The following is a 14931-nucleotide window of genomic DNA, read 5'->3' on the forward strand; positions in this document are numbered from 1 at the left end:
CTCAGTCCACCTCCTCGACCGTGACGAGGTGACGGACGGTCTGGGCCATCCCGCGGATCTCGGGACGGTCCTCCTTCACGACCACGTCGTGCATGCGCTTGAGACCAAGCGAACGCAGGGTGTCACGGTGGTTCTGCTTGCTACCGATGTAGGACTTGACCTGGGTGATCTTCAGGCGAGCCATTACGCAGCCCCCTGCCCAGCGGCCCGGGCGCGCAGCAGCGCGGCCGGAGCGACGTCCTCCAGCGGCAGACCACGACGGGCGGCGATCTCCTCGGGGCGCGAAAGGCCCTTCAGCGCGGCCACGGTGGCGTGGACGATGTTGATCGCGTTGTCGGAGCCCAGGGACTTCGACAGGATGTCGTGAACGCCGGCGCACTCGAGCACGGCGCGCACCGGACCACCGGCGATAACGCCGGTACCCGGAGAAGCCGGCTTCAGCAGCACGACGCCCGCGGCCTTCTCACCCTGAACCGGGTGGGGGATGGTGCCCTGGATACGGGGGACCTTGAAGAAGTGCTTCTTGGCCTCCTCCACACCCTTGGCGATGGCGGCCGGCACCTCCTTGGCCTTGCCGTAACCGACACCCACGGTGCCCTCGCCATCGCCCACCACGACCAGCGCGGTGAAGGAGAAGCGACGACCACCCTTGACAACCTTGGCGACACGGTTGATCGCTACGACGCGCTCGACGTAGGCGGTCTTCTCGACGACGGCGCCGCCGTCACGACCGTCACGCTTGCGGTCACGCCGCTCGCCACCGGTGCCGCCACCGGCGCCGCTGCCGCGGCGCTGGGGTCCAGCCATTGGATTACCTCTCTCGTTTACGTCCGTCAGCCTGTGGCGGGCGGGTCAGAAGTCCAGACCGGCCTCGCGGGCGGCGTCCGCCAGGGCCGCGATGCGGCCGGCGTACTGGTTGCCCGCGCGGTCGAAGACGACCTGCTCGATACCGGCAGCCTTGGCGCGCTCGGCGACCAGGGCTCCGACCTTCTTGGCCTGCTCGGTCTTGTCAGCCTCGTTGCCCTTGATGGACACGTCGAGGGTGGACGCCGAAACCAGGGTGTGGCCCGCGAGGTCGTCGATCACCTGCGCCACCATGTGGCGGTTGGACCGGGAGACCACGAGGCGCGGACGAACCGGAGTACCGGAGACGCGCTTGCGGACGCGGATGGCGCGGCGCTTGCGGGCGGCGGACTTGTAGCCGTTGCCCTTGCCGATCTTCACACCGACAGTCATGGGTTACTTACCACTCTTTCCGACCTTGCGGCGGATGACCTCGCCCGCGTACTTCACGCCCTTGGCCTTGTACGGGTCGGGCTTGCGCAGCTTGCGGATCTTCGCGGCGACCTCGCCGACCTTCTGCTTGTCGATGCCGTCCACGTGGAACTTGGTCGGCGACTCGACCACGAAGGAGATGCCCTCCGGGGCCGGGACCAGGATCGGGTGGCTGTAGCCGAGGGAGAACTCCATGTCGGAGCCCTTCGCCGCGACGCGGTAACCAACACCGCTGATCTCGAGCGACTTGCGGTAGCCCGCGGTCACGCCGGTGATCATGTTCGCCACCAGCGTGCGGGTCAGGCCGTGCAGGGCCTTCGACATGCGCTCGTCGTTCGGGCGGGAGACGACAACGGTGCCGTCCTCAGCCTTCGCGATCTCGATCGGCGCGGCGACGGAGTGGGTGAGGGTGCCCTTGGGGCCCTTCACCGAGACCGTCCGGCCATCGATGGTGACGTCCACGCCGGCGGGAACCGGGATGGGCAGCCGTCCAATGCGAGACATTGCTGTACCTCCGTTTCCCTGAGTTACCAGACGTAGGCGAGGACTTCCCCACCCACGCCCTTCTTGGCGGCCTGCTGGCCGGTGAGCAGACCCGAGGACGTGGAGATGATCGCCACGCCCAGGCCGCCGAGCACCTTCGGCAGGTTGGTGGACTTTGCGTAGACCCGCAGGCCCGGCTTGGAGATGCGCTTGATGCCCGCGATCGAGCGCTCACGGTTCGGGCCGAACTTGAGGTCGATGGTCAGCTTCTTGCCGACCTCGCCCTCGCTCGGGTCCTCGACCTTCCAGGAGGTGATGTAACCCTCCTGCTTGAGGATCTCCGCGATGTGAGTCTTGATCTTCGAGTGGGGCATCACGACGGAGTCGTGGTAGGCCGAGTTCGCGTTTCGCAGACGCGTCAGCATGTCTGCGATCGGGTCGGTCATGGTCATGATGGCCTGTGGCCTCTCTCACCGTGGTTTCCGCGCGCCTCGTTTGCAGAAGGGGCACGGGACCTACGGTGTAGTAAGACGAATTCGGGGCAGCACGGGCCCCGACCTCCCTAGGTTACAGGAGGCCGGGAGCCCGTCTGATCCGAGGTTGCTTACCTCTGAGTTCCTGACAGTCCTTCGGATCGTCCGAAGGAGCTGGTTACCAGGAGCTCTTGGTCACGCCCGGCAGCTCGCCGCGGTGCGCCATCTCACGAAGGCAGACACGGCAGAGGCCGAACTTGCGGTACACGGAGTGCGGACGGCCGCAGCGCTGGCACCGGGTGTAGCCCCGGACGCCGAACTTCGGCTTGCGCTCCGCCTTGGCGATCAGCGCCTTCTTCGCCATGGGTCAGCTCTCCTTGAACGGGAAGCCGAGAGCCCGCAGCAGCGCCCGGCCCTCGTCGTCGGTCTGGGCGGTGGTCACCACGGTGATGTCCATACCACGGGTGCGGTCGACCTTGTCGGGGTCGATCTCGTGGAACATGACCTGCTCGGTCAGACCGAAGGTGTAGTTGCCCTTGCCGTCGAACTGCTTCGGCGACAGACCACGGAAGTCGCGGATACGCGGGAGCGCCAGCGAGATCAGGCGGTCCAGGAACTCCCACATGCGGTCACCACGAAGGGTGACGTGGGCGCCGATCGGCTGACCCTCACGCAGCTTGAACTGCGCGATGCTCTTGCGAGCCTTGGTCACGGTCGGCTTCTGGCCGGTGATCGCGGTGAGGTCCTTGACCGCACCGTCGATCAGCTTCGAGTCGCGGGCGGCGTCGCCCACACCCATGTTGACCACGACCTTGACCAGGCCGGGGATCAGCATGACGTTCTCGTAAGCGAACTGCTCGTTCAGCTGACCCTTGATCTCGGAGCGGTAGCGCTCCTTGAGACGGGGGCTGACCTTCGGGGTCGAGGTGTCGGTCATCAGATGTCCTCACCGGTGCGCTTGGCAACGCGGATCTTGTTGCCCTGCTCGTCGAATCGGTAGCCGACGCGGGTGACGACCTTCTTGCCGTCCTTCTCCACAACGAGCTGAACGTTGCTCACGTGGATCGGGGCCTCGACGGTCACGATGCCGCCGGCCTTCGAGCCGTTCGCGGTGGGCGTGGCCTTGGTGTGCTTCTTGACCCGGTTGACACCCTCGACCAGGACCTTGGACGTGGTCGGGAAGGCCTGAATGACCTTGCCCTGCTTGCCCTTGTCCTTGCCGGTGATGACCTGGACCAGGTCACCCTTCTTGATCTTCATGCCTGCCATCGGTTACAGCACCTCCGGCGCAAGCGAGATGATCTTCATGAACTTCTTCTCGCGCAGCTCACGGCCGACGGGGCCGAAGATGCGGGTGCCACGCGGGTCACCCTCGGTGTTCTTGAGGATGACGGCGGCGTTCTCGTCGAACCGGATGTAGGAACCGTCGGGACGACGGCGCTCCTTCACGGTCCGGACGATGACGGCCTTGACCACGTCACCCTTCTTCACGTTGCCACCGGGGATCGCGTCCTTGACGGTCGCCACGATGACGTCGCCGATACCCGCGTAGCGCCGGCCGGAGCCACCGAGAACGCGGATGCAAAGGATCTCCTTCGCGCCCGTGTTGTCGGCGACACGCAGTCGCGACTCCTGCTGGATCACGTCTTTCTCCTGATCGTCAACGATCGGGACCGGGTCCGCCGCTGCTCACCCGAGCACCCTGACCCCTTTTCAGGGGCGGGGCCCCGAGCACATACGGCGGCACCCAATCGCGTTCGTTACTTGGCCTTCTCGAGGATCTCGACGACGCGCCAGCGCTTCGTCGCGGACAGCGGACGGGTCTCCATGAGGAGAACCCGGTCGCCGACACCGCAGGCGTTGGCCTCGTCGTGCGCCTTCAGCTTGTTGGTACGGCGGATGACCTTGCCGTACAGCGCGTGCTTGACGCGGTCCTCGACGGCGACGACGACGGTCTTGTCCATCTTGTCGCTGACGACCAGACCCTCACGGGTCTTGCGGAAACCGCGCGTCTCGTTGGTGTTCTCAGTCATCAGGCGTCCTTCACCGTGTCGATGCCCAGCTCGCGCTCGCGCATCAGGGTGTAGATCCGCGCGATGTCCTTCTTGACGAGCTTGAGCCGCCCGTGGTTGTCGAGCTGCCCGGTCGCCGCCTGGAAGCGGAGGTTGAACAGCTCCTCCTTGCGCTCACGCAGCTGCGCAACGAGACCCTCGTTGTCCAGCTCACGGAGCTCAGCAGCCTTGGTGCCGGCCATCAGCTCTCACCTGCCTCGCGCCGGACGATCCGGCACTTCATCGGGAGCTTGTGAGCCGCGCGCGTCAGCGCCTCACGAGCCATCTTCTCGTTCGGGTAGGACAGCTCGAACATGACCCGACCCGGGTGCACGTTGGCGATCCACCACTCCGGCGAACCCTTACCGGAACCCATGCGGGTCTCGGCAGGCTTCTTCGTCAGCGGACGGTCCGGGTAGATGTTGATCCACACCTTGCCGCCACGCTTGATGTGACGCGTGATGGAGATACGAGCGGACTCGATCTGCCGGTTCGTCACATACGCCGGGGTGACGGCCTGCAGGCCCCACTCGCCGAACGTAACCTCGGTACCGCCCTTGGCCGCACCACGACGCTTGGGGTGGTGCTGCTTGCGGTGCTTGACCCTGCGAGGGATCAGCATGGTCAGGCCTCCGTAGTGGTCTCAGCCGCAGCGGCAGCCGGAGCCTCGGTCGTCGCGGGAGCGGCGGCCTCGGCGTTCTGCTGCTGCGGACGGCGGCCACGGCCGCCGGCGGGACGGTCGCCGCCCCGACGGGGGCGCTCGCCCGGGCCACCCGCACGCGGCGGACGGTTCCCGGCCTTGGCAGCGGCGTTGTCGGCACGGACCTCGGCGATGTTCTTGACATCACCCTTGTAGATCCAGACCTTGACACCGATGCGACCGAAGGTGGTCTTGGCCTCGAAGAAGCCGTAGTCCACGTTGGCGCGGAGCGTGTGCAGCGGCACACGACCCTCACGGTAGAACTCGCTGCGGGACATCTCAGCGCCGCCCAGACGGCCGGAGCACTGGATCTTGATGCCCTTGGCGCCGGACTTCATCGTGCCCTGCATGCTCTTACGCATGGCGCGACGGAAGGAGACGCGGGAGGACAGCTGCTCCGCGACGCCCTGAGCCACGAGCTGGGCGTCCAGCTCGGGGTTCTTGACCTCGAGGATGTTCAGCTGGACCTGCTTGCCGGTCAGCTTCTCGAGGTCACCGCGGATGCGGTCGGCCTCGGTGCCGCGGCGGCCGATGACGATGCCCGGGCGGGCGGTGTGGATGTCCACCCGCACGCGGTCACGGGTGCGCTCGATCTCAACCTTCGAGATACCGGCGCGCTCCATGCCGGACGTCATCATGCGACGGATCGCGACGTCTTCCTTGACGTAGTCCTTGTACAGCTTGTCGGCGTACCAGCGGGACTTGAAGTCCGTGGTGATGCCGAGGCGGAACCCGTGCGGGTTAACCTTCTGGCCCATTACCGGGTCCCTTCCTTCGACGCGACGACCACAGTGATGTGGCTCGTCCGCTTGCGGATCCGGTACGCGCGGCCCTGGGCCCGCGGACGGAAACGCTTCAGGGTCGGGCCCTCGTCGACATAGGCCTCAGCGATGTAGAGGCTGTCGACGTCGTTGTGGTTGTAGTTGTGCGCGGCGTTCGCAACGGCGCTGTTGAGCACCTTGAGAACGGGCACCGAAGCAGCCTGCGGAGCGAATCGCAGGACCGCCTGGGCCTCCGTGGCATTCATGCCACGGACAAGGTCCACCACGCGGCGGGCCTTCATGGGCGTCACGCGGATGTACCGCGCCTGTGCCCTGGCTTCCATGGTTGTCCCCTTGATGGTGATTGTCATCGTGTCTTCGCTTCGCAGGTCAGCGACGCTTGGACTTGCGGTCGTCCTTGACGTGACCCTTGAACGTGCGGGTCGGCGCGAACTCGCCGAGCTTGTGGCCGACCATCGACTCGGTGACGAACACCGGGATGTGCTTGCGGCCGTCGTGCACCGCGAGGGTGTGCCCCAGCATCGCCGGAACGATCATGGAGCGACGGGACCAGGTCTTGATGACGTTCTGGGTACCGGCCTCGTTCTGACTGTCCACCTTCTTCATCAGGTGGTCGTCGACGAAGGGACCCTTCTTGAGACTGCGCGGCATCGAGACTGCTCCTAGCGCTTCTTGTTCGTCTTGCGGCGGCGGACGATCAGCTTGTCGCTCGCCTTCTTCGGCTTGCGAGTGCGACCCTCCTTCTGGCCCCACGGCGAAACCGGGTGGCGACCACCGGAGGTCTTACCCTCACCACCACCGTGCGGGTGGTCGATCGGGTTCATGGCGACACCACGCACGGTCGGGCGGACGCCCTTCCAGCGCATACGGCCGGCCTTACCCCAGTTGATGTTGGACTGCTCGGCGTTGCCGACCTCGCCAACGGTCGCCCGGCAGCGCGCGTCGACGAGGCGGACCTCGCCCGACGGCATGCGCAGGTGGGCGTAGACGCCCTCACGCGCAAGCAGCTGGATGCTGGAACCGGCGGAACGGGCCAGCTTGGCGCCGCCGCCCGGACGCAGCTCCACCGCGTGGATGACGGTACCCACGGGGATGTTGCGCAGCGGGAGGTTGTTGCCCGGCTTGATGTCGGCGTTGGGGCCGGCCTCAACCCGGTCGCCCTGGCCGAGCTTGGCCGGAGCGATGATGTAGCGCTTCTCGCCGTCTGCGTAGTGCAGCAGCGCGATGCGCGCGGTGCGGTTCGGGTCGTACTCGATGTGCGCGACCTTGGCCGGGACGCCGTCCTTGTCGTGACGACGGAAGTCGATCACACGGTACGCGCGCTTGTGGCCGCCACCCTGGTGGCGAACGGTCACGCGACCGGTGTTGTTGCGACCGCCCTTGCTGTGCAGCGGGCGGACCAGCGACTTCTCCGGCTCGGACCGCGTGATCTCGACAAAGTCGGCAACGCTGGAGCCGCGACGGCCCGGCGTTGTCGGCTTGTACTTGCGGATGCCCATGGCTTCTTCTGTCCTTAACCGTTACGGGATTCCCTGGCGCCTCAGGCGGCCGGGGCGTTCCCGAAGATGTCGATGCTGCCCTCTGCCAGCGTCACGATGGCGCGCTTGGTGTCCTTGCGCTTGCCGAAACCGGTGCGGGAGCGCTTGCGCTTGCCCTTGCGGTTGATCGTGTTCACGTTGGCGACCTTGACCGAGAAGACCGCCTCGACGGCCTGCTTGATCTGCGTCTTGTTGGCGTCCGGCGACACGATGAACGTGTACTTCGACTCGTCGAGGAGCGCGTAGCTCTTCTCCGAGATGACCGGCTTGATCAGGACGTCACGGGGGTCCGTGTACGTCTTGCTCGTGATCTCGCTCATCAGGCGGCGCTCCCATCGAGCTCGCCCTCAGCGGCGACAGCCTTGGCGGACGCGACCGGACCGGCCACGAAACGCTCGAAGGCGGCCTGGGTGAAGACCACGTCGTCGGAGACGAGCACGTCGTAGGTGTTCAGCTGACCGGCGTCCAGGATGTGCACGGTCGGCAGGTTGCGGGCGCTGAGGAGCGACAGCTCGTCGTCACGCTCGACGACCAGCAGGACGTTCTTGCGCTCGCTGATCTTGCCGAGCAGCGTGCGGGCAGCCTTGGTGGACGGCGCCTCGGTCGCGGTCACGCCGGTGACGACGTGGATGCGAGCGTTGCGGGCCCGGTCGGTCAGGGCGCCACGCAGGGCGGCGGCCTTCATCTTCTTCGGGGTCCGCTGCGAGTAGTCACGCGGCACGGGACCGTGCACGACGCCACCACCGGCGAACTGCGGCGCACGGGTCGAACCCTGACGGGCGCGACCGGTGCCCTTCTGGCGGTACGGCTTCTTGCCGCCACCACGGACCTCGCCGCGGCTCTTCGCCTTGTGCGTGCCCTGACGAGCGGCGGCGAGCTGAGCGACGACGACCTGGTGCATCAGCGGAACGCTGACCTTGGCGTCGAAAATCTCAGCCGGCAGCTCGACGGTGCCGACGGTCTCACCCGCGGGGGAGAGAACGTTGATGGAGCTCATTGCTTCAGGCCCCCTTCGCCGCAGTGCGGACCAGGATGAGGCCGCCGTTCGGACCGGGGACGGCGCCCTTGATGAGCAGCAGACCCTTCTCCGCGTCAACGGCGTGGACGGTCAGGTTCTGCGTGGTGACACGCTCGTGGCCCATACGGCCGGCCATCTTCAGACCCTTGAAGACACGACCGGGGGTGGCGCAGCCACCGATGGAACCGGGCGAACGGTGCTTGCGCTGCACGCCGTGGCCGGCGCCGAGGCCCTTGAAGTTGTGACGCTTCATGACACCGGCGAAGCCCTTGCCCTTGCTGGTGCCGGTCACGTCGACCTTGACACCGGCCTCGAACACCTCAGCGGTGATCTCCTGGCCGAGGGTGTACTCCGAGGCGTCGGACGTGCGCAGCTCGACCAGGTGGCGGCGCGGGGTCACGCCGGCCTTGGCGAAGTGGCCCGCGAGGGGCTTGTTCACCTTGCGCGGGTCGATGTCGCCGAAGCCGATCTGCACGGCGTCGTAGCCGGTGCCGTCGGCGGTGTGGACCTGGGTCACGACGTTCGGGCCGGCCTTGACGACGGTCACCGGGACGATGCGGTTGTTCTCGTCCCAGACCTGCGTCATGCCGAGCTTCTCGCCCAGGATGCCCTTGATCTGCTTAGCCATTCTCAGCTCACGCCCCTCAGAGCTTGATCTCGATGTCGACACCGGCCGGCAGGTCGAGTCGCATCAGAGAGTCAACGGTCTTGGGCGTCGGGTCGAGGATGTCGATCAGGCGCTTGTGCGTGCGCATCTCGAAGTGCTCGCGCGAGTCCTTGTACTTGTGCGGCGAGCGGATGACGCAGTACACGTTCTTCTCAGTGGGCAGCGGCACCGGGCCCGCGACCTGCGCACCAGTACGCGTCACCGTCTCGACGATCTTCTTCGCCGAGGAGTCGATGACCTCGTGGTCGTAGGCCTTGAGCCGGATGCGGATCTTCTGTCCCGCCATGGCTACTTCGTAGTCCTTCTGTCTCTGTCGCCTCTGCGCCACAGCGTCCCGGGTGGAACTCTGTGGGGTGTTTCTCCGACCCACGCGGTCGGGCGTGTCGTACTCGCCTTCGCAGTGAAGCCTTGGCGGAAACACCGGATTGACGCCTTTGCCTACGCTTCCCGAAAGATTCCCGTACTTTCGCGCCGCAGCTGCCGCGTCTCGTCCAGACGTGCTGGATCACAGACAAACGGCCATCACGGGCACGACGAGTACTGTGGGACTCGCTTTCGGTCCTCCGGACAGGAGGCGCGCAACATCGGCGCTCAACCGAGCAACTTGACTAGTGTGCCATACCGGACAGGGTGGACGCCAATCAAGCCCGGCACGAGCAAACAGAAACCCCCTGCCAGCAAGCTGGCAGGGGGTTCTGACGCTGGATCAGCGAGATGTCAATTACTTGACGATCTTGGTGACCTGGCCGGCGCCGACGGTACGGCCACCCTCACGGATGGCGAACTTCAGGCCCTCCTCCATGGCGACCGGCTGGATCAGCGCGACCGTCATGGCGGTGTTGTCGCCCGGCATGACCATCTCGGTGCCCTCGGGGAGGGTCACGACGCCGGTCACGTCCGTGGTACGGAAGTAGAACTGCGGGCGGTAGTTGTTGAAGAACGGGGTGTGGCGGCCACCCTCGTCCTTCGACAGGATGTAGGCCTGGGCCTCGAAGTCGGTGTGCGGCGTGACCGAACCCGGCTTGATGATGACCTGGCCGCGCTCGACGTCCTCGCGCTTGATGCCGCGGAGCAGCAGACCGACGTTCTCACCGGCCTGGCCCTCGTCGAGCAGCTTGCGGAACATCTCGATGCCCGTGACCGTGGTGGTGGTCTTGGTGGTCTTGATGCCGATGATGTCGACGGTCTCGTTGACCTTCAGGACACCGCGCTCGATACGACCGGTGACGACGGTGCCACGACCGGTGATCGTGAAGACGTCCTCGATCGGCATCAGGAACGGCTTGTCGACGTCACGCTCGGGGGTCGGGATGGCCTCGTCGACCGCGTGCATCAGGCCGAGGAGCTTCTCGCCCCACTCCTTGTCGCCCTCCAGCGCCTTCAGCGCGGAGACGCGGACGACCGGGAGGTCGTCGCCCGGGAACTCGTACTCGGAGAGCAGCTCGCGGACCTCGAGCTCGACGAGCTCCAGGATCTCCTCGTCGTCCACCATGTCGGCCTTGTTCAGGGCGACGACGATGTAGGGGACGCCGACCTGGCGGGCCAGGAGGACGTGCTCCTTGGTCTGCGGCATCGGGCCGTCGGTGGCGGCCACGACCAGGATCGCGCCGTCCATCTGGGCGGCACCGGTGATCATGTTCTTGATGTAGTCCGCGTGACCCGGGCAGTCGACGTGGGCGTAGTGACGCGCCTCGGTCTGGTACTCGACGTGCGCGATGGAGATGGTGATACCGCGCTGACGCTCCTCCGGCGCCTTGTCGATCTGGTCGAACGGCGTGAAGGGGTTGATCTCCGGGTACGCGTCGTGCAGCACCTTGGTGATCGCGGCAGTCAGGGTCGTCTTGCCGTGGTCAATGTGACCGATGGTGCCGATGTTGACGTGCGGCTTGACTCGCTCGAACTTGGCCTTAGCCACTTTGGGGTCCTCCTGAGGACAGTTTCTGTACGCCGTTCGACGTCAGGTGGTCTGTGTGTGGGGGGGGGCCGGAGGAGCCCGGGGACCACGTGTGACACGCGGCCCCCAGGACCACCTCCGTACAGCCTATGCGAGGTTTCGCACCGGGAAGTCCCGGTATGCGAGGTACTTACTCGCCCTTGGCCTTTGCCACGATCTCTTCCGCCACGTTCTTGGGAACCTCGGCGTACGAGTCGAACTGCATGGAGTAGCTGGCGCGACCCGAGGTCTTGCTGCGCAGGTCGCCGACGTAGCCGAACATCTCGGACAGCGGGACGAGCGCCTTGACGACGCGGGCGCCGGAACGCTCGTCCATGGCCTGGATCTGGCCACGGCGCGAGTTGATGTCGCCGATGACGTCGCCCATGTAGTCCTCGGGCGTGGTGACCTCGACGGCCATCATCGGCTCGAGCAGCACGGGGGACGCCTTGCGAGCACCCTCCTTGAACGCCATCGAACCGGCGATCTTGAACGCGAGCTCGGAGGAGTCGACGTCGTGCGACGCACCGTCCAGCAGCGTCACGCGGACACCCTGGAGCGGGTAGCCGGCGAGGATGCCGAACTCCATGGCCTCCTGCGCACCGGCGTCGACCGAGGGGATGTACTCACGAGGCACGCGACCACCGGTGACGGCGTTCACGAACTCGTAGCCCTCGCCGGACTCCAGCGGCTCGATCGCGATCTGGACCTTGGCGAACTGACCGGAGCCACCCGTCTGCTTCTTGTGGGTGTAGTCAATGCGCTCGACGGCCTTGCGGATCGTCTCGCGGTAGGCGACCTGCGGCTTGCCGACGTTGGCCTCGACCTTGAACTCACGCTTCATACGGTCGACCAGCACCTCGAGGTGCAGCTCGCCCATACCCGCGATGATGGTCTGGCCGGTCTCCTCGTCCGTGTTGACCTGGAAGGAGGGGTCCTCCTCCGCGAGACGCTGGATGGCGACACCCAGCTTCTCCTGGTCGCCCTTGGACTTGGGCTCGATGGCGACGCGGATGACCGGGGCCGGGAAGTCCATGGACTCCAGGATCACCTGGTTCTTGTCGTCGCTCAGCGTCTCACCGGTGGTGGTCTGCTTCAGGCCCATGACGGCGACGATGTCGCCGGCGCCCACCGAGTCGATCTCCTCACGCTTGTTCGCGTGCATGCGGTAGATCTTGCCGATGCGCTCCTTCTTGCCCTTGACCGAGTTGAGCACCTGGGTGCCCGCCTCGAGGCGGCCGGAGTACACGCGGACGAAGGTGAGCTTGCCCAGGTGCGGGTCGGACATGATCTTGAATGCGAGCGCGGCCAGCGGCTCGTCGTCCGACGCCTTGCGGGTGATCTCGACCGACTCGTCGCCCGGCTTGTGACCGATGATGGACTCGACGTCCAGCGGCGACGGCAGGTACTTCACGACCGCGTCGAGCAGGGGCTGGACGCCCTTGTTCTTGAACGCGGTGCCGCAGAAGACCGGGGTGAAGTTGCTGGCGAGCGTGCCGCGGCGGATGCCCGCGATGAGCTGCTCCTCGGTGGGCTCCTGGCCCTCGAGGAAGAGCTCCATCAGCTCGTCGTCGCCCTCGGCGGAGGTCTCGAGCAGCTTGGCCCGGTACTCCTCGGCGAGCTCGGTGTGCGAGGCCGGGATGTCGAGGGTGTCGTACATCTCGCCCTTGGTCGCCTCGGCGGACCAGACCAGAGCCTTCATCTTCACCAGGTCGACGACACCGGTGAAGTCGGACTCGGCACCGATCGGCAGCTGCATGACCAGCGGGGTGGCGCCCAGGCGGTCGACGATGGAGTCGACACAGCGGAAGAACTCCGCGCCGGTGCGGTCCAGCTTGTTCACGAAGCAGATGCGCGGGACGCCGTAACGGTCGGCCTGACGCCACACCGTCTCGGACTGCGGCTCGACACCGGCCACACCGTCGAACACCGTCACGGCGCCGTCGAGGACGCGGAGCGAACGCTCCACCTCGACGGTGAAGTCGACGTGACCCGGGGTGTCGATGATGTTGATGGTGTTGTCGACGCCGTCGACGGTCCAGTGGCAGGTCGTCGCGGCCGACGTGATCGTGATGCCGCGCTCCTGCTCCTGCTCCATCCAGTCCATCGTGGCAGCGCCGTCGTGGACCTCACCGATCTTGTACGACACACCGGTGTAGAACAGGATGCGCTCGGTCGTGGTGGTCTTGCCCGCGTCGATGTGGGCCATGATCCCGATGTTGCGGGTCCTGGCCAGGTCAAGGGAGGTTGCAGCCATGGTGGCTCGTTCTCTCTCTGTCTTTGAGTGACGGGGTTCGGACTACCAGCGGTAGTGCGCGAAGGCCTTGTTGGACTCGGCCATCTTGTGGGTGTCCTCGCGACGCTTCACGGAGGCACCCAGACCGTTGCTGGCGTCCAGGATCTCGTTGAGGAGACGCTCGGTCATGGTCTTCTCGCGGCGAGCGCGGGAGTAGCCGACCAGCCAGCGCAGGGCCAGCGTGTTGGCGCGACCCGGCTTGACCTCGACCGGCACCTGGTAGGTGGCGCCACCGACGCGGCGGGACTTGACCTCGAGGGTCGGCTTGACGTTCTCCAGGGCGCGCTTGAGCGCGACCACCGGGTCGTTGCCGGTCTTCTCGCGGACGCCCTCGAGGGCGCCGTACACGATGCGCTCGGCGGTGGAGCGCTTGCCGTGCAGGAGGATCTTGTTGACGAGCTGGGTCACCACAGGGGAGCCGTAAACCGGGTCGATGATGACCGGGCGCTTCGGGGCAGGGCCCTTACGAGGCATTTTTTACTTCTCCTTCTTGGCGCCGTAGCGGCTGCGGGCCTGCTTGCGGTTCTTGACACCCTGGGTGTCGAGCGAGCCGCGGATGATCTTGTAGCGCACACCCGGCAGGTCCTTCACACGACCGCCACGCACGAGCACGATGGAGTGCTCCTGCAGGTTGTGACCCTCACCCGGAATGTAAGCGGTGACCTCGATCCCGCTGGTGAGGCGCACACGCGCGACCTTACGAAGAGCCGAGTTCGGCTTCTTCGGGGTGGTCGTGTACACACGCGTGCAGACGCCGCGACGCTGGGGCGAACCCTTCAGTGCGGGCGTCTTGTTCTTCTCGACCTTGTCCTGCCGGCCCTTTCGGACCAGCTGCTGGATCGTAGGCACCGTATCTCCAAGTCTCTGTGCCAAGGCTGGGTGAAACTAACCTGGTGCGTCTCACGACTCGCCCGACCCACGCGGTCGGGTGTGTCGGACTCCCTGCACATGCCCCAGCTGGCTGAGAGCTCGGATGTGTGGTAGCGCGGTATCCCATGCGCGGCGGCCTGAATGCACGCACGCGCGAGAGACCCGGGGACACCCCAGGCACAAGGTCAGAGCGTACCTAGCGCAAGGGCCCCGGTCAAAACAAATGGATGTGCGCCCAATGTTCGGCTGTCAAGTCGCCAGGCAGCCTAGCCGTGCCGGATCGCGAGAAGGAAGAAGAAAGCCCACAGGACTGTGCCCAGGCTGCCGAGGATGATGCCGGCCGTGGCCATCCCGTCGCCCTCCTCGTCCCGGGTGCGCAGCTGGTTCTTGGCGATGACGCCGCAGATCAGCGCGGGCAGGCCGGTCGCCCCGACGCTGACCAGCTGGGCCAGGCCGAGCAGCAGCGACGCGGTGGCGGCGCCGTTGGTTCGCCGCCGGACCGGCGGCCAGCCCGGCGGGACGTAGCCGTACGGCGGCGCGGGAGGCGGCATCGCCGCGAAGGCCGGCGGGGGCGCCATCATCGGCGTGGGCATGGGGCCGACCGGCAGGTCCTGCACCAGCAGGCCGAGCTGCCCGTACGTCTGCGCGTACTGCGCGCGCTCGGTGCGGTCGTGGTACTCGTCCGTGCTGAGGCGGCCCTCCGCGAAGGCGGCCTTCAGCACGTCCACGGTCCGCTCGCGGTCCGCCTGGGACGCGCGCATCGCGGACTGCGGGACGACAGGGCGCTGCCACGGGTTCCCCGGTGGCATCGGCTGCATCATCGACACTGCGACCTCCCCGCTCGC

General features: G+C 66.3%; 25 protein-coding genes. All 25 read right to left on the reverse strand.

Features of this window, described 5'->3' with window-relative positions:
* Position 1: 1 nt before the first annotated feature.
* Complete coding sequence (gene rpmD, locus TR48_RS16295; protein ID WP_042367653.1) at positions 2-184, reverse strand: 50S ribosomal protein L30; 183 nt, start codon at positions 182-184, stop codon at positions 2-4.
* Positions 184-807: a 30S ribosomal protein S5 gene (gene rpsE, locus TR48_RS16300; protein ID WP_042367655.1), complete on the reverse strand. Its 624-nt coding sequence runs from the start codon at positions 805-807 to the stop codon at positions 184-186. The genes rpmD and rpsE overlap by 1 nt, the downstream gene beginning before the upstream one ends.
* Positions 808-852: 45 nt before the next feature.
* Positions 853-1236, reverse strand: coding sequence for a 50S ribosomal protein L18 (gene rplR / locus TR48_RS16305; protein WP_042367657.1), 384 nt, complete (start codon positions 1234-1236; stop codon positions 853-855).
* Positions 1237-1239: 3 nt separating this feature from the next.
* A complete protein-coding gene (gene rplF, locus TR48_RS16310) occupies positions 1240-1779 on the reverse strand; it encodes a 50S ribosomal protein L6 (protein ID WP_042367659.1) in 540 nt (179 codons plus the stop codon).
* Between the two features lie 23 nt (positions 1780-1802).
* Positions 1803-2210 carry a 30S ribosomal protein S8 gene (gene rpsH, locus TR48_RS16315; protein WP_042367660.1) on the reverse strand — a complete coding sequence of 136 codons (408 nt, stop codon included), beginning with the start codon at positions 2208-2210 and terminating at the stop codon, positions 1803-1805.
* A 199-nt stretch (positions 2211-2409) separates the two neighbouring features.
* Positions 2410-2595: a type Z 30S ribosomal protein S14 gene (locus TR48_RS16320; protein ID WP_037575347.1), complete on the reverse strand. Its 186-nt coding sequence runs from the start codon at positions 2593-2595 to the stop codon at positions 2410-2412.
* A gap of 3 nt (positions 2596-2598) precedes the next feature.
* Complete coding sequence (gene rplE / locus TR48_RS16325) at positions 2599-3168, reverse strand: 50S ribosomal protein L5 (protein ID WP_042367665.1); 570 nt, start codon at positions 3166-3168, stop codon at positions 2599-2601.
* Positions 3168-3491, reverse strand: a complete 324-nt coding sequence (gene rplX / locus TR48_RS16330) for a 50S ribosomal protein L24 (RefSeq protein WP_042367806.1) — start codon at positions 3489-3491, stop codon at positions 3168-3170. Before rplX ends, rplE begins: the two co-directional genes overlap by 1 nt.
* Before the next feature lie 12 nt (positions 3492-3503).
* Positions 3504-3875, reverse strand: coding sequence for a 50S ribosomal protein L14 (gene rplN, locus TR48_RS16335; protein ID WP_042367667.1), 372 nt, complete (start codon positions 3873-3875; stop codon positions 3504-3506).
* Positions 3876-3991: 116 nt separating this feature from the next.
* Entirely contained in the window at positions 3992-4264 is a 273-nt protein-coding gene (rpsQ, locus tag TR48_RS16340) for a 30S ribosomal protein S17 (RefSeq protein WP_042367669.1), read from the reverse strand.
* Positions 4264-4488 carry a 50S ribosomal protein L29 gene (gene rpmC / locus TR48_RS16345; protein ID WP_042367671.1) on the reverse strand — a complete coding sequence of 75 codons (225 nt, stop codon included), beginning with the start codon at positions 4486-4488 and terminating at the stop codon, positions 4264-4266. Before rpmC ends, rpsQ begins: the two co-directional genes overlap by 1 nt.
* Entirely contained in the window at positions 4485-4904 is a 420-nt protein-coding gene (gene rplP, locus TR48_RS16350) for a 50S ribosomal protein L16 (protein WP_042367673.1), read from the reverse strand. The genes rpmC and rplP overlap by 4 nt, the downstream gene beginning before the upstream one ends.
* Positions 4905-4906: 2 nt before the next feature.
* Positions 4907-5740 (reverse strand): 30S ribosomal protein S3, encoded by an 834-nt coding sequence (gene rpsC / locus TR48_RS16355; RefSeq protein ID WP_042367676.1) that lies wholly within the window; start codon positions 5738-5740, stop codon positions 4907-4909.
* Complete coding sequence (gene rplV / locus TR48_RS16360; protein ID WP_042367809.1) at positions 5740-6087, reverse strand: 50S ribosomal protein L22; 348 nt, start codon at positions 6085-6087, stop codon at positions 5740-5742. The genes rpsC and rplV overlap by 1 nt, the downstream gene beginning before the upstream one ends.
* Before the next feature lie 46 nt (positions 6088-6133).
* The gene (rpsS, locus tag TR48_RS16365; RefSeq protein WP_042367679.1) at positions 6134-6415 is read right to left on the reverse strand and encodes a 30S ribosomal protein S19; all 282 of its coding nucleotides are present in this window, start codon (positions 6413-6415) and stop codon (positions 6134-6136) included.
* An 11-nt stretch (positions 6416-6426) separates the two neighbouring features.
* Positions 6427-7263 (reverse strand): 50S ribosomal protein L2, encoded by an 837-nt coding sequence (rplB, locus tag TR48_RS16370; protein WP_042367681.1) that lies wholly within the window; start codon positions 7261-7263, stop codon positions 6427-6429.
* Between the two features lie 41 nt (positions 7264-7304).
* Positions 7305-7622, reverse strand: coding sequence for a 50S ribosomal protein L23 (gene rplW, locus TR48_RS16375; RefSeq protein ID WP_042367683.1), 318 nt, complete (start codon positions 7620-7622; stop codon positions 7305-7307).
* Positions 7622-8299 carry a 50S ribosomal protein L4 gene (gene rplD, locus TR48_RS16380; RefSeq protein ID WP_042367685.1) on the reverse strand — a complete coding sequence of 226 codons (678 nt, stop codon included), beginning with the start codon at positions 8297-8299 and terminating at the stop codon, positions 7622-7624. The genes rplW and rplD overlap by 1 nt, the downstream gene beginning before the upstream one ends.
* 4 nt (positions 8300-8303) lie before the next feature.
* The gene (rplC, locus tag TR48_RS16385; RefSeq protein WP_042367688.1) at positions 8304-8948 is read right to left on the reverse strand and encodes a 50S ribosomal protein L3; all 645 of its coding nucleotides are present in this window, start codon (positions 8946-8948) and stop codon (positions 8304-8306) included.
* A gap of 16 nt (positions 8949-8964) precedes the next feature.
* Entirely contained in the window at positions 8965-9273 is a 309-nt protein-coding gene (gene rpsJ, locus TR48_RS16390; RefSeq protein WP_020549238.1) for a 30S ribosomal protein S10, read from the reverse strand.
* Between the two features lie 435 nt (positions 9274-9708).
* Entirely contained in the window at positions 9709-10902 is a 1194-nt protein-coding gene (gene tuf, locus TR48_RS16395) for an elongation factor Tu (protein WP_042367697.1), read from the reverse strand.
* Positions 10903-11071: 169 nt separating this feature from the next.
* The gene (gene fusA / locus TR48_RS16400; protein ID WP_042367700.1) at positions 11072-13177 is read right to left on the reverse strand and encodes an elongation factor G; all 2106 of its coding nucleotides are present in this window, start codon (positions 13175-13177) and stop codon (positions 11072-11074) included.
* A gap of 42 nt (positions 13178-13219) precedes the next feature.
* A complete protein-coding gene (rpsG, locus tag TR48_RS16405; RefSeq protein ID WP_037605734.1) occupies positions 13220-13690 on the reverse strand; it encodes a 30S ribosomal protein S7 in 471 nt (156 codons plus the stop codon).
* 3 nt (positions 13691-13693) lie between these two features.
* Positions 13694-14065 (reverse strand): 30S ribosomal protein S12, encoded by a 372-nt coding sequence (rpsL, locus tag TR48_RS16410; protein ID WP_014144289.1) that lies wholly within the window; start codon positions 14063-14065, stop codon positions 13694-13696.
* Between the two features lie 287 nt (positions 14066-14352).
* Complete coding sequence (locus TR48_RS16415) at positions 14353-14895, reverse strand: DUF1707 and DUF4190 domain-containing protein (RefSeq protein ID WP_236652171.1); 543 nt, start codon at positions 14893-14895, stop codon at positions 14353-14355.
* Between the last annotated feature and the right edge of the window lie 36 nt (positions 14896-14931).

Source organism: Streptacidiphilus neutrinimicus (genome assembly GCF_000787815.1).
Lineage (GTDB): Bacteria > Actinomycetota > Actinomycetes > Streptomycetales > Streptomycetaceae > Streptacidiphilus > Streptacidiphilus neutrinimicus.

Excerpts from the sequence above, each read along its gene's own strand:
- rplF (WP_042367659.1), bottom strand. The coding sequence starts at position 1,779 with ATGTCTCGCATTGGACGGCTGCCCATCCCGGTTCCCGCCGGCGTGGAC.
- rpsH (WP_042367660.1), bottom strand. The coding sequence starts at position 2,210 with ATGACCATGACCGACCCGATCGCAGACATGCTGACGCGTCTGCGAAAC.
- rpmD (WP_042367653.1), bottom strand. The coding sequence starts at position 184 with ATGGCTCGCCTGAAGATCACCCAGGTCAAGTCCTACATCGGTAGCAAG.
- rplD (WP_042367685.1), bottom strand. The coding sequence starts at position 8,299 with ATGAGCTCCATCAACGTTCTCTCCCCCGCGGGTGAGACCGTCGGCACC.
- rpsJ (WP_020549238.1), bottom strand. The coding sequence starts at position 9,273 with ATGGCGGGACAGAAGATCCGCATCCGGCTCAAGGCCTACGACCACGAG.
- rplP (WP_042367673.1), bottom strand. The coding sequence starts at position 4,904 with ATGCTGATCCCTCGCAGGGTCAAGCACCGCAAGCAGCACCACCCCAAG.
- rpsQ (WP_042367669.1), bottom strand. The coding sequence starts at position 4,264 with ATGACTGAGAACACCAACGAGACGCGCGGTTTCCGCAAGACCCGTGAG.
- rplE (WP_042367665.1), bottom strand. The coding sequence starts at position 3,168 with ATGACCGACACCTCGACCCCGAAGGTCAGCCCCCGTCTCAAGGAGCGC.
- rpsC (WP_042367676.1), bottom strand. The coding sequence starts at position 5,740 with ATGGGCCAGAAGGTTAACCCGCACGGGTTCCGCCTCGGCATCACCACG.
- rpsE (WP_042367655.1), bottom strand. The coding sequence starts at position 807 with ATGGCTGGACCCCAGCGCCGCGGCAGCGGCGCCGGTGGCGGCACCGGT.
- rpsS (WP_042367679.1), bottom strand. The coding sequence starts at position 6,415 with ATGCCGCGCAGTCTCAAGAAGGGTCCCTTCGTCGACGACCACCTGATG.
- rplR (WP_042367657.1), bottom strand. The coding sequence starts at position 1,236 with ATGACTGTCGGTGTGAAGATCGGCAAGGGCAACGGCTACAAGTCCGCC.
- TR48_RS16320 (WP_037575347.1), bottom strand. The coding sequence starts at position 2,595 with ATGGCGAAGAAGGCGCTGATCGCCAAGGCGGAGCGCAAGCCGAAGTTC.
- rplC (WP_042367688.1), bottom strand. The coding sequence starts at position 8,948 with ATGGCTAAGCAGATCAAGGGCATCCTGGGCGAGAAGCTCGGCATGACG.
- rplW (WP_042367683.1), bottom strand. The coding sequence starts at position 7,622 with ATGAGCGAGATCACGAGCAAGACGTACACGGACCCCCGTGACGTCCTG.
- rpsG (WP_037605734.1), bottom strand. The coding sequence starts at position 13,690 with ATGCCTCGTAAGGGCCCTGCCCCGAAGCGCCCGGTCATCATCGACCCG.
- TR48_RS16415 (WP_236652171.1), bottom strand. The coding sequence starts at position 14,895 with ATGCCACCGGGGAACCCGTGGCAGCGCCCTGTCGTCCCGCAGTCCGCG.
- fusA (WP_042367700.1), bottom strand. The coding sequence starts at position 13,177 with ATGGCTGCAACCTCCCTTGACCTGGCCAGGACCCGCAACATCGGGATC.
- rplB (WP_042367681.1), bottom strand. The coding sequence starts at position 7,263 with ATGGGCATCCGCAAGTACAAGCCGACAACGCCGGGCCGTCGCGGCTCC.
- rplV (WP_042367809.1), bottom strand. The coding sequence starts at position 6,087 with ATGGAAGCCAGGGCACAGGCGCGGTACATCCGCGTGACGCCCATGAAG.
- rplX (WP_042367806.1), bottom strand. The coding sequence starts at position 3,491 with ATGAAGATCAAGAAGGGTGACCTGGTCCAGGTCATCACCGGCAAGGAC.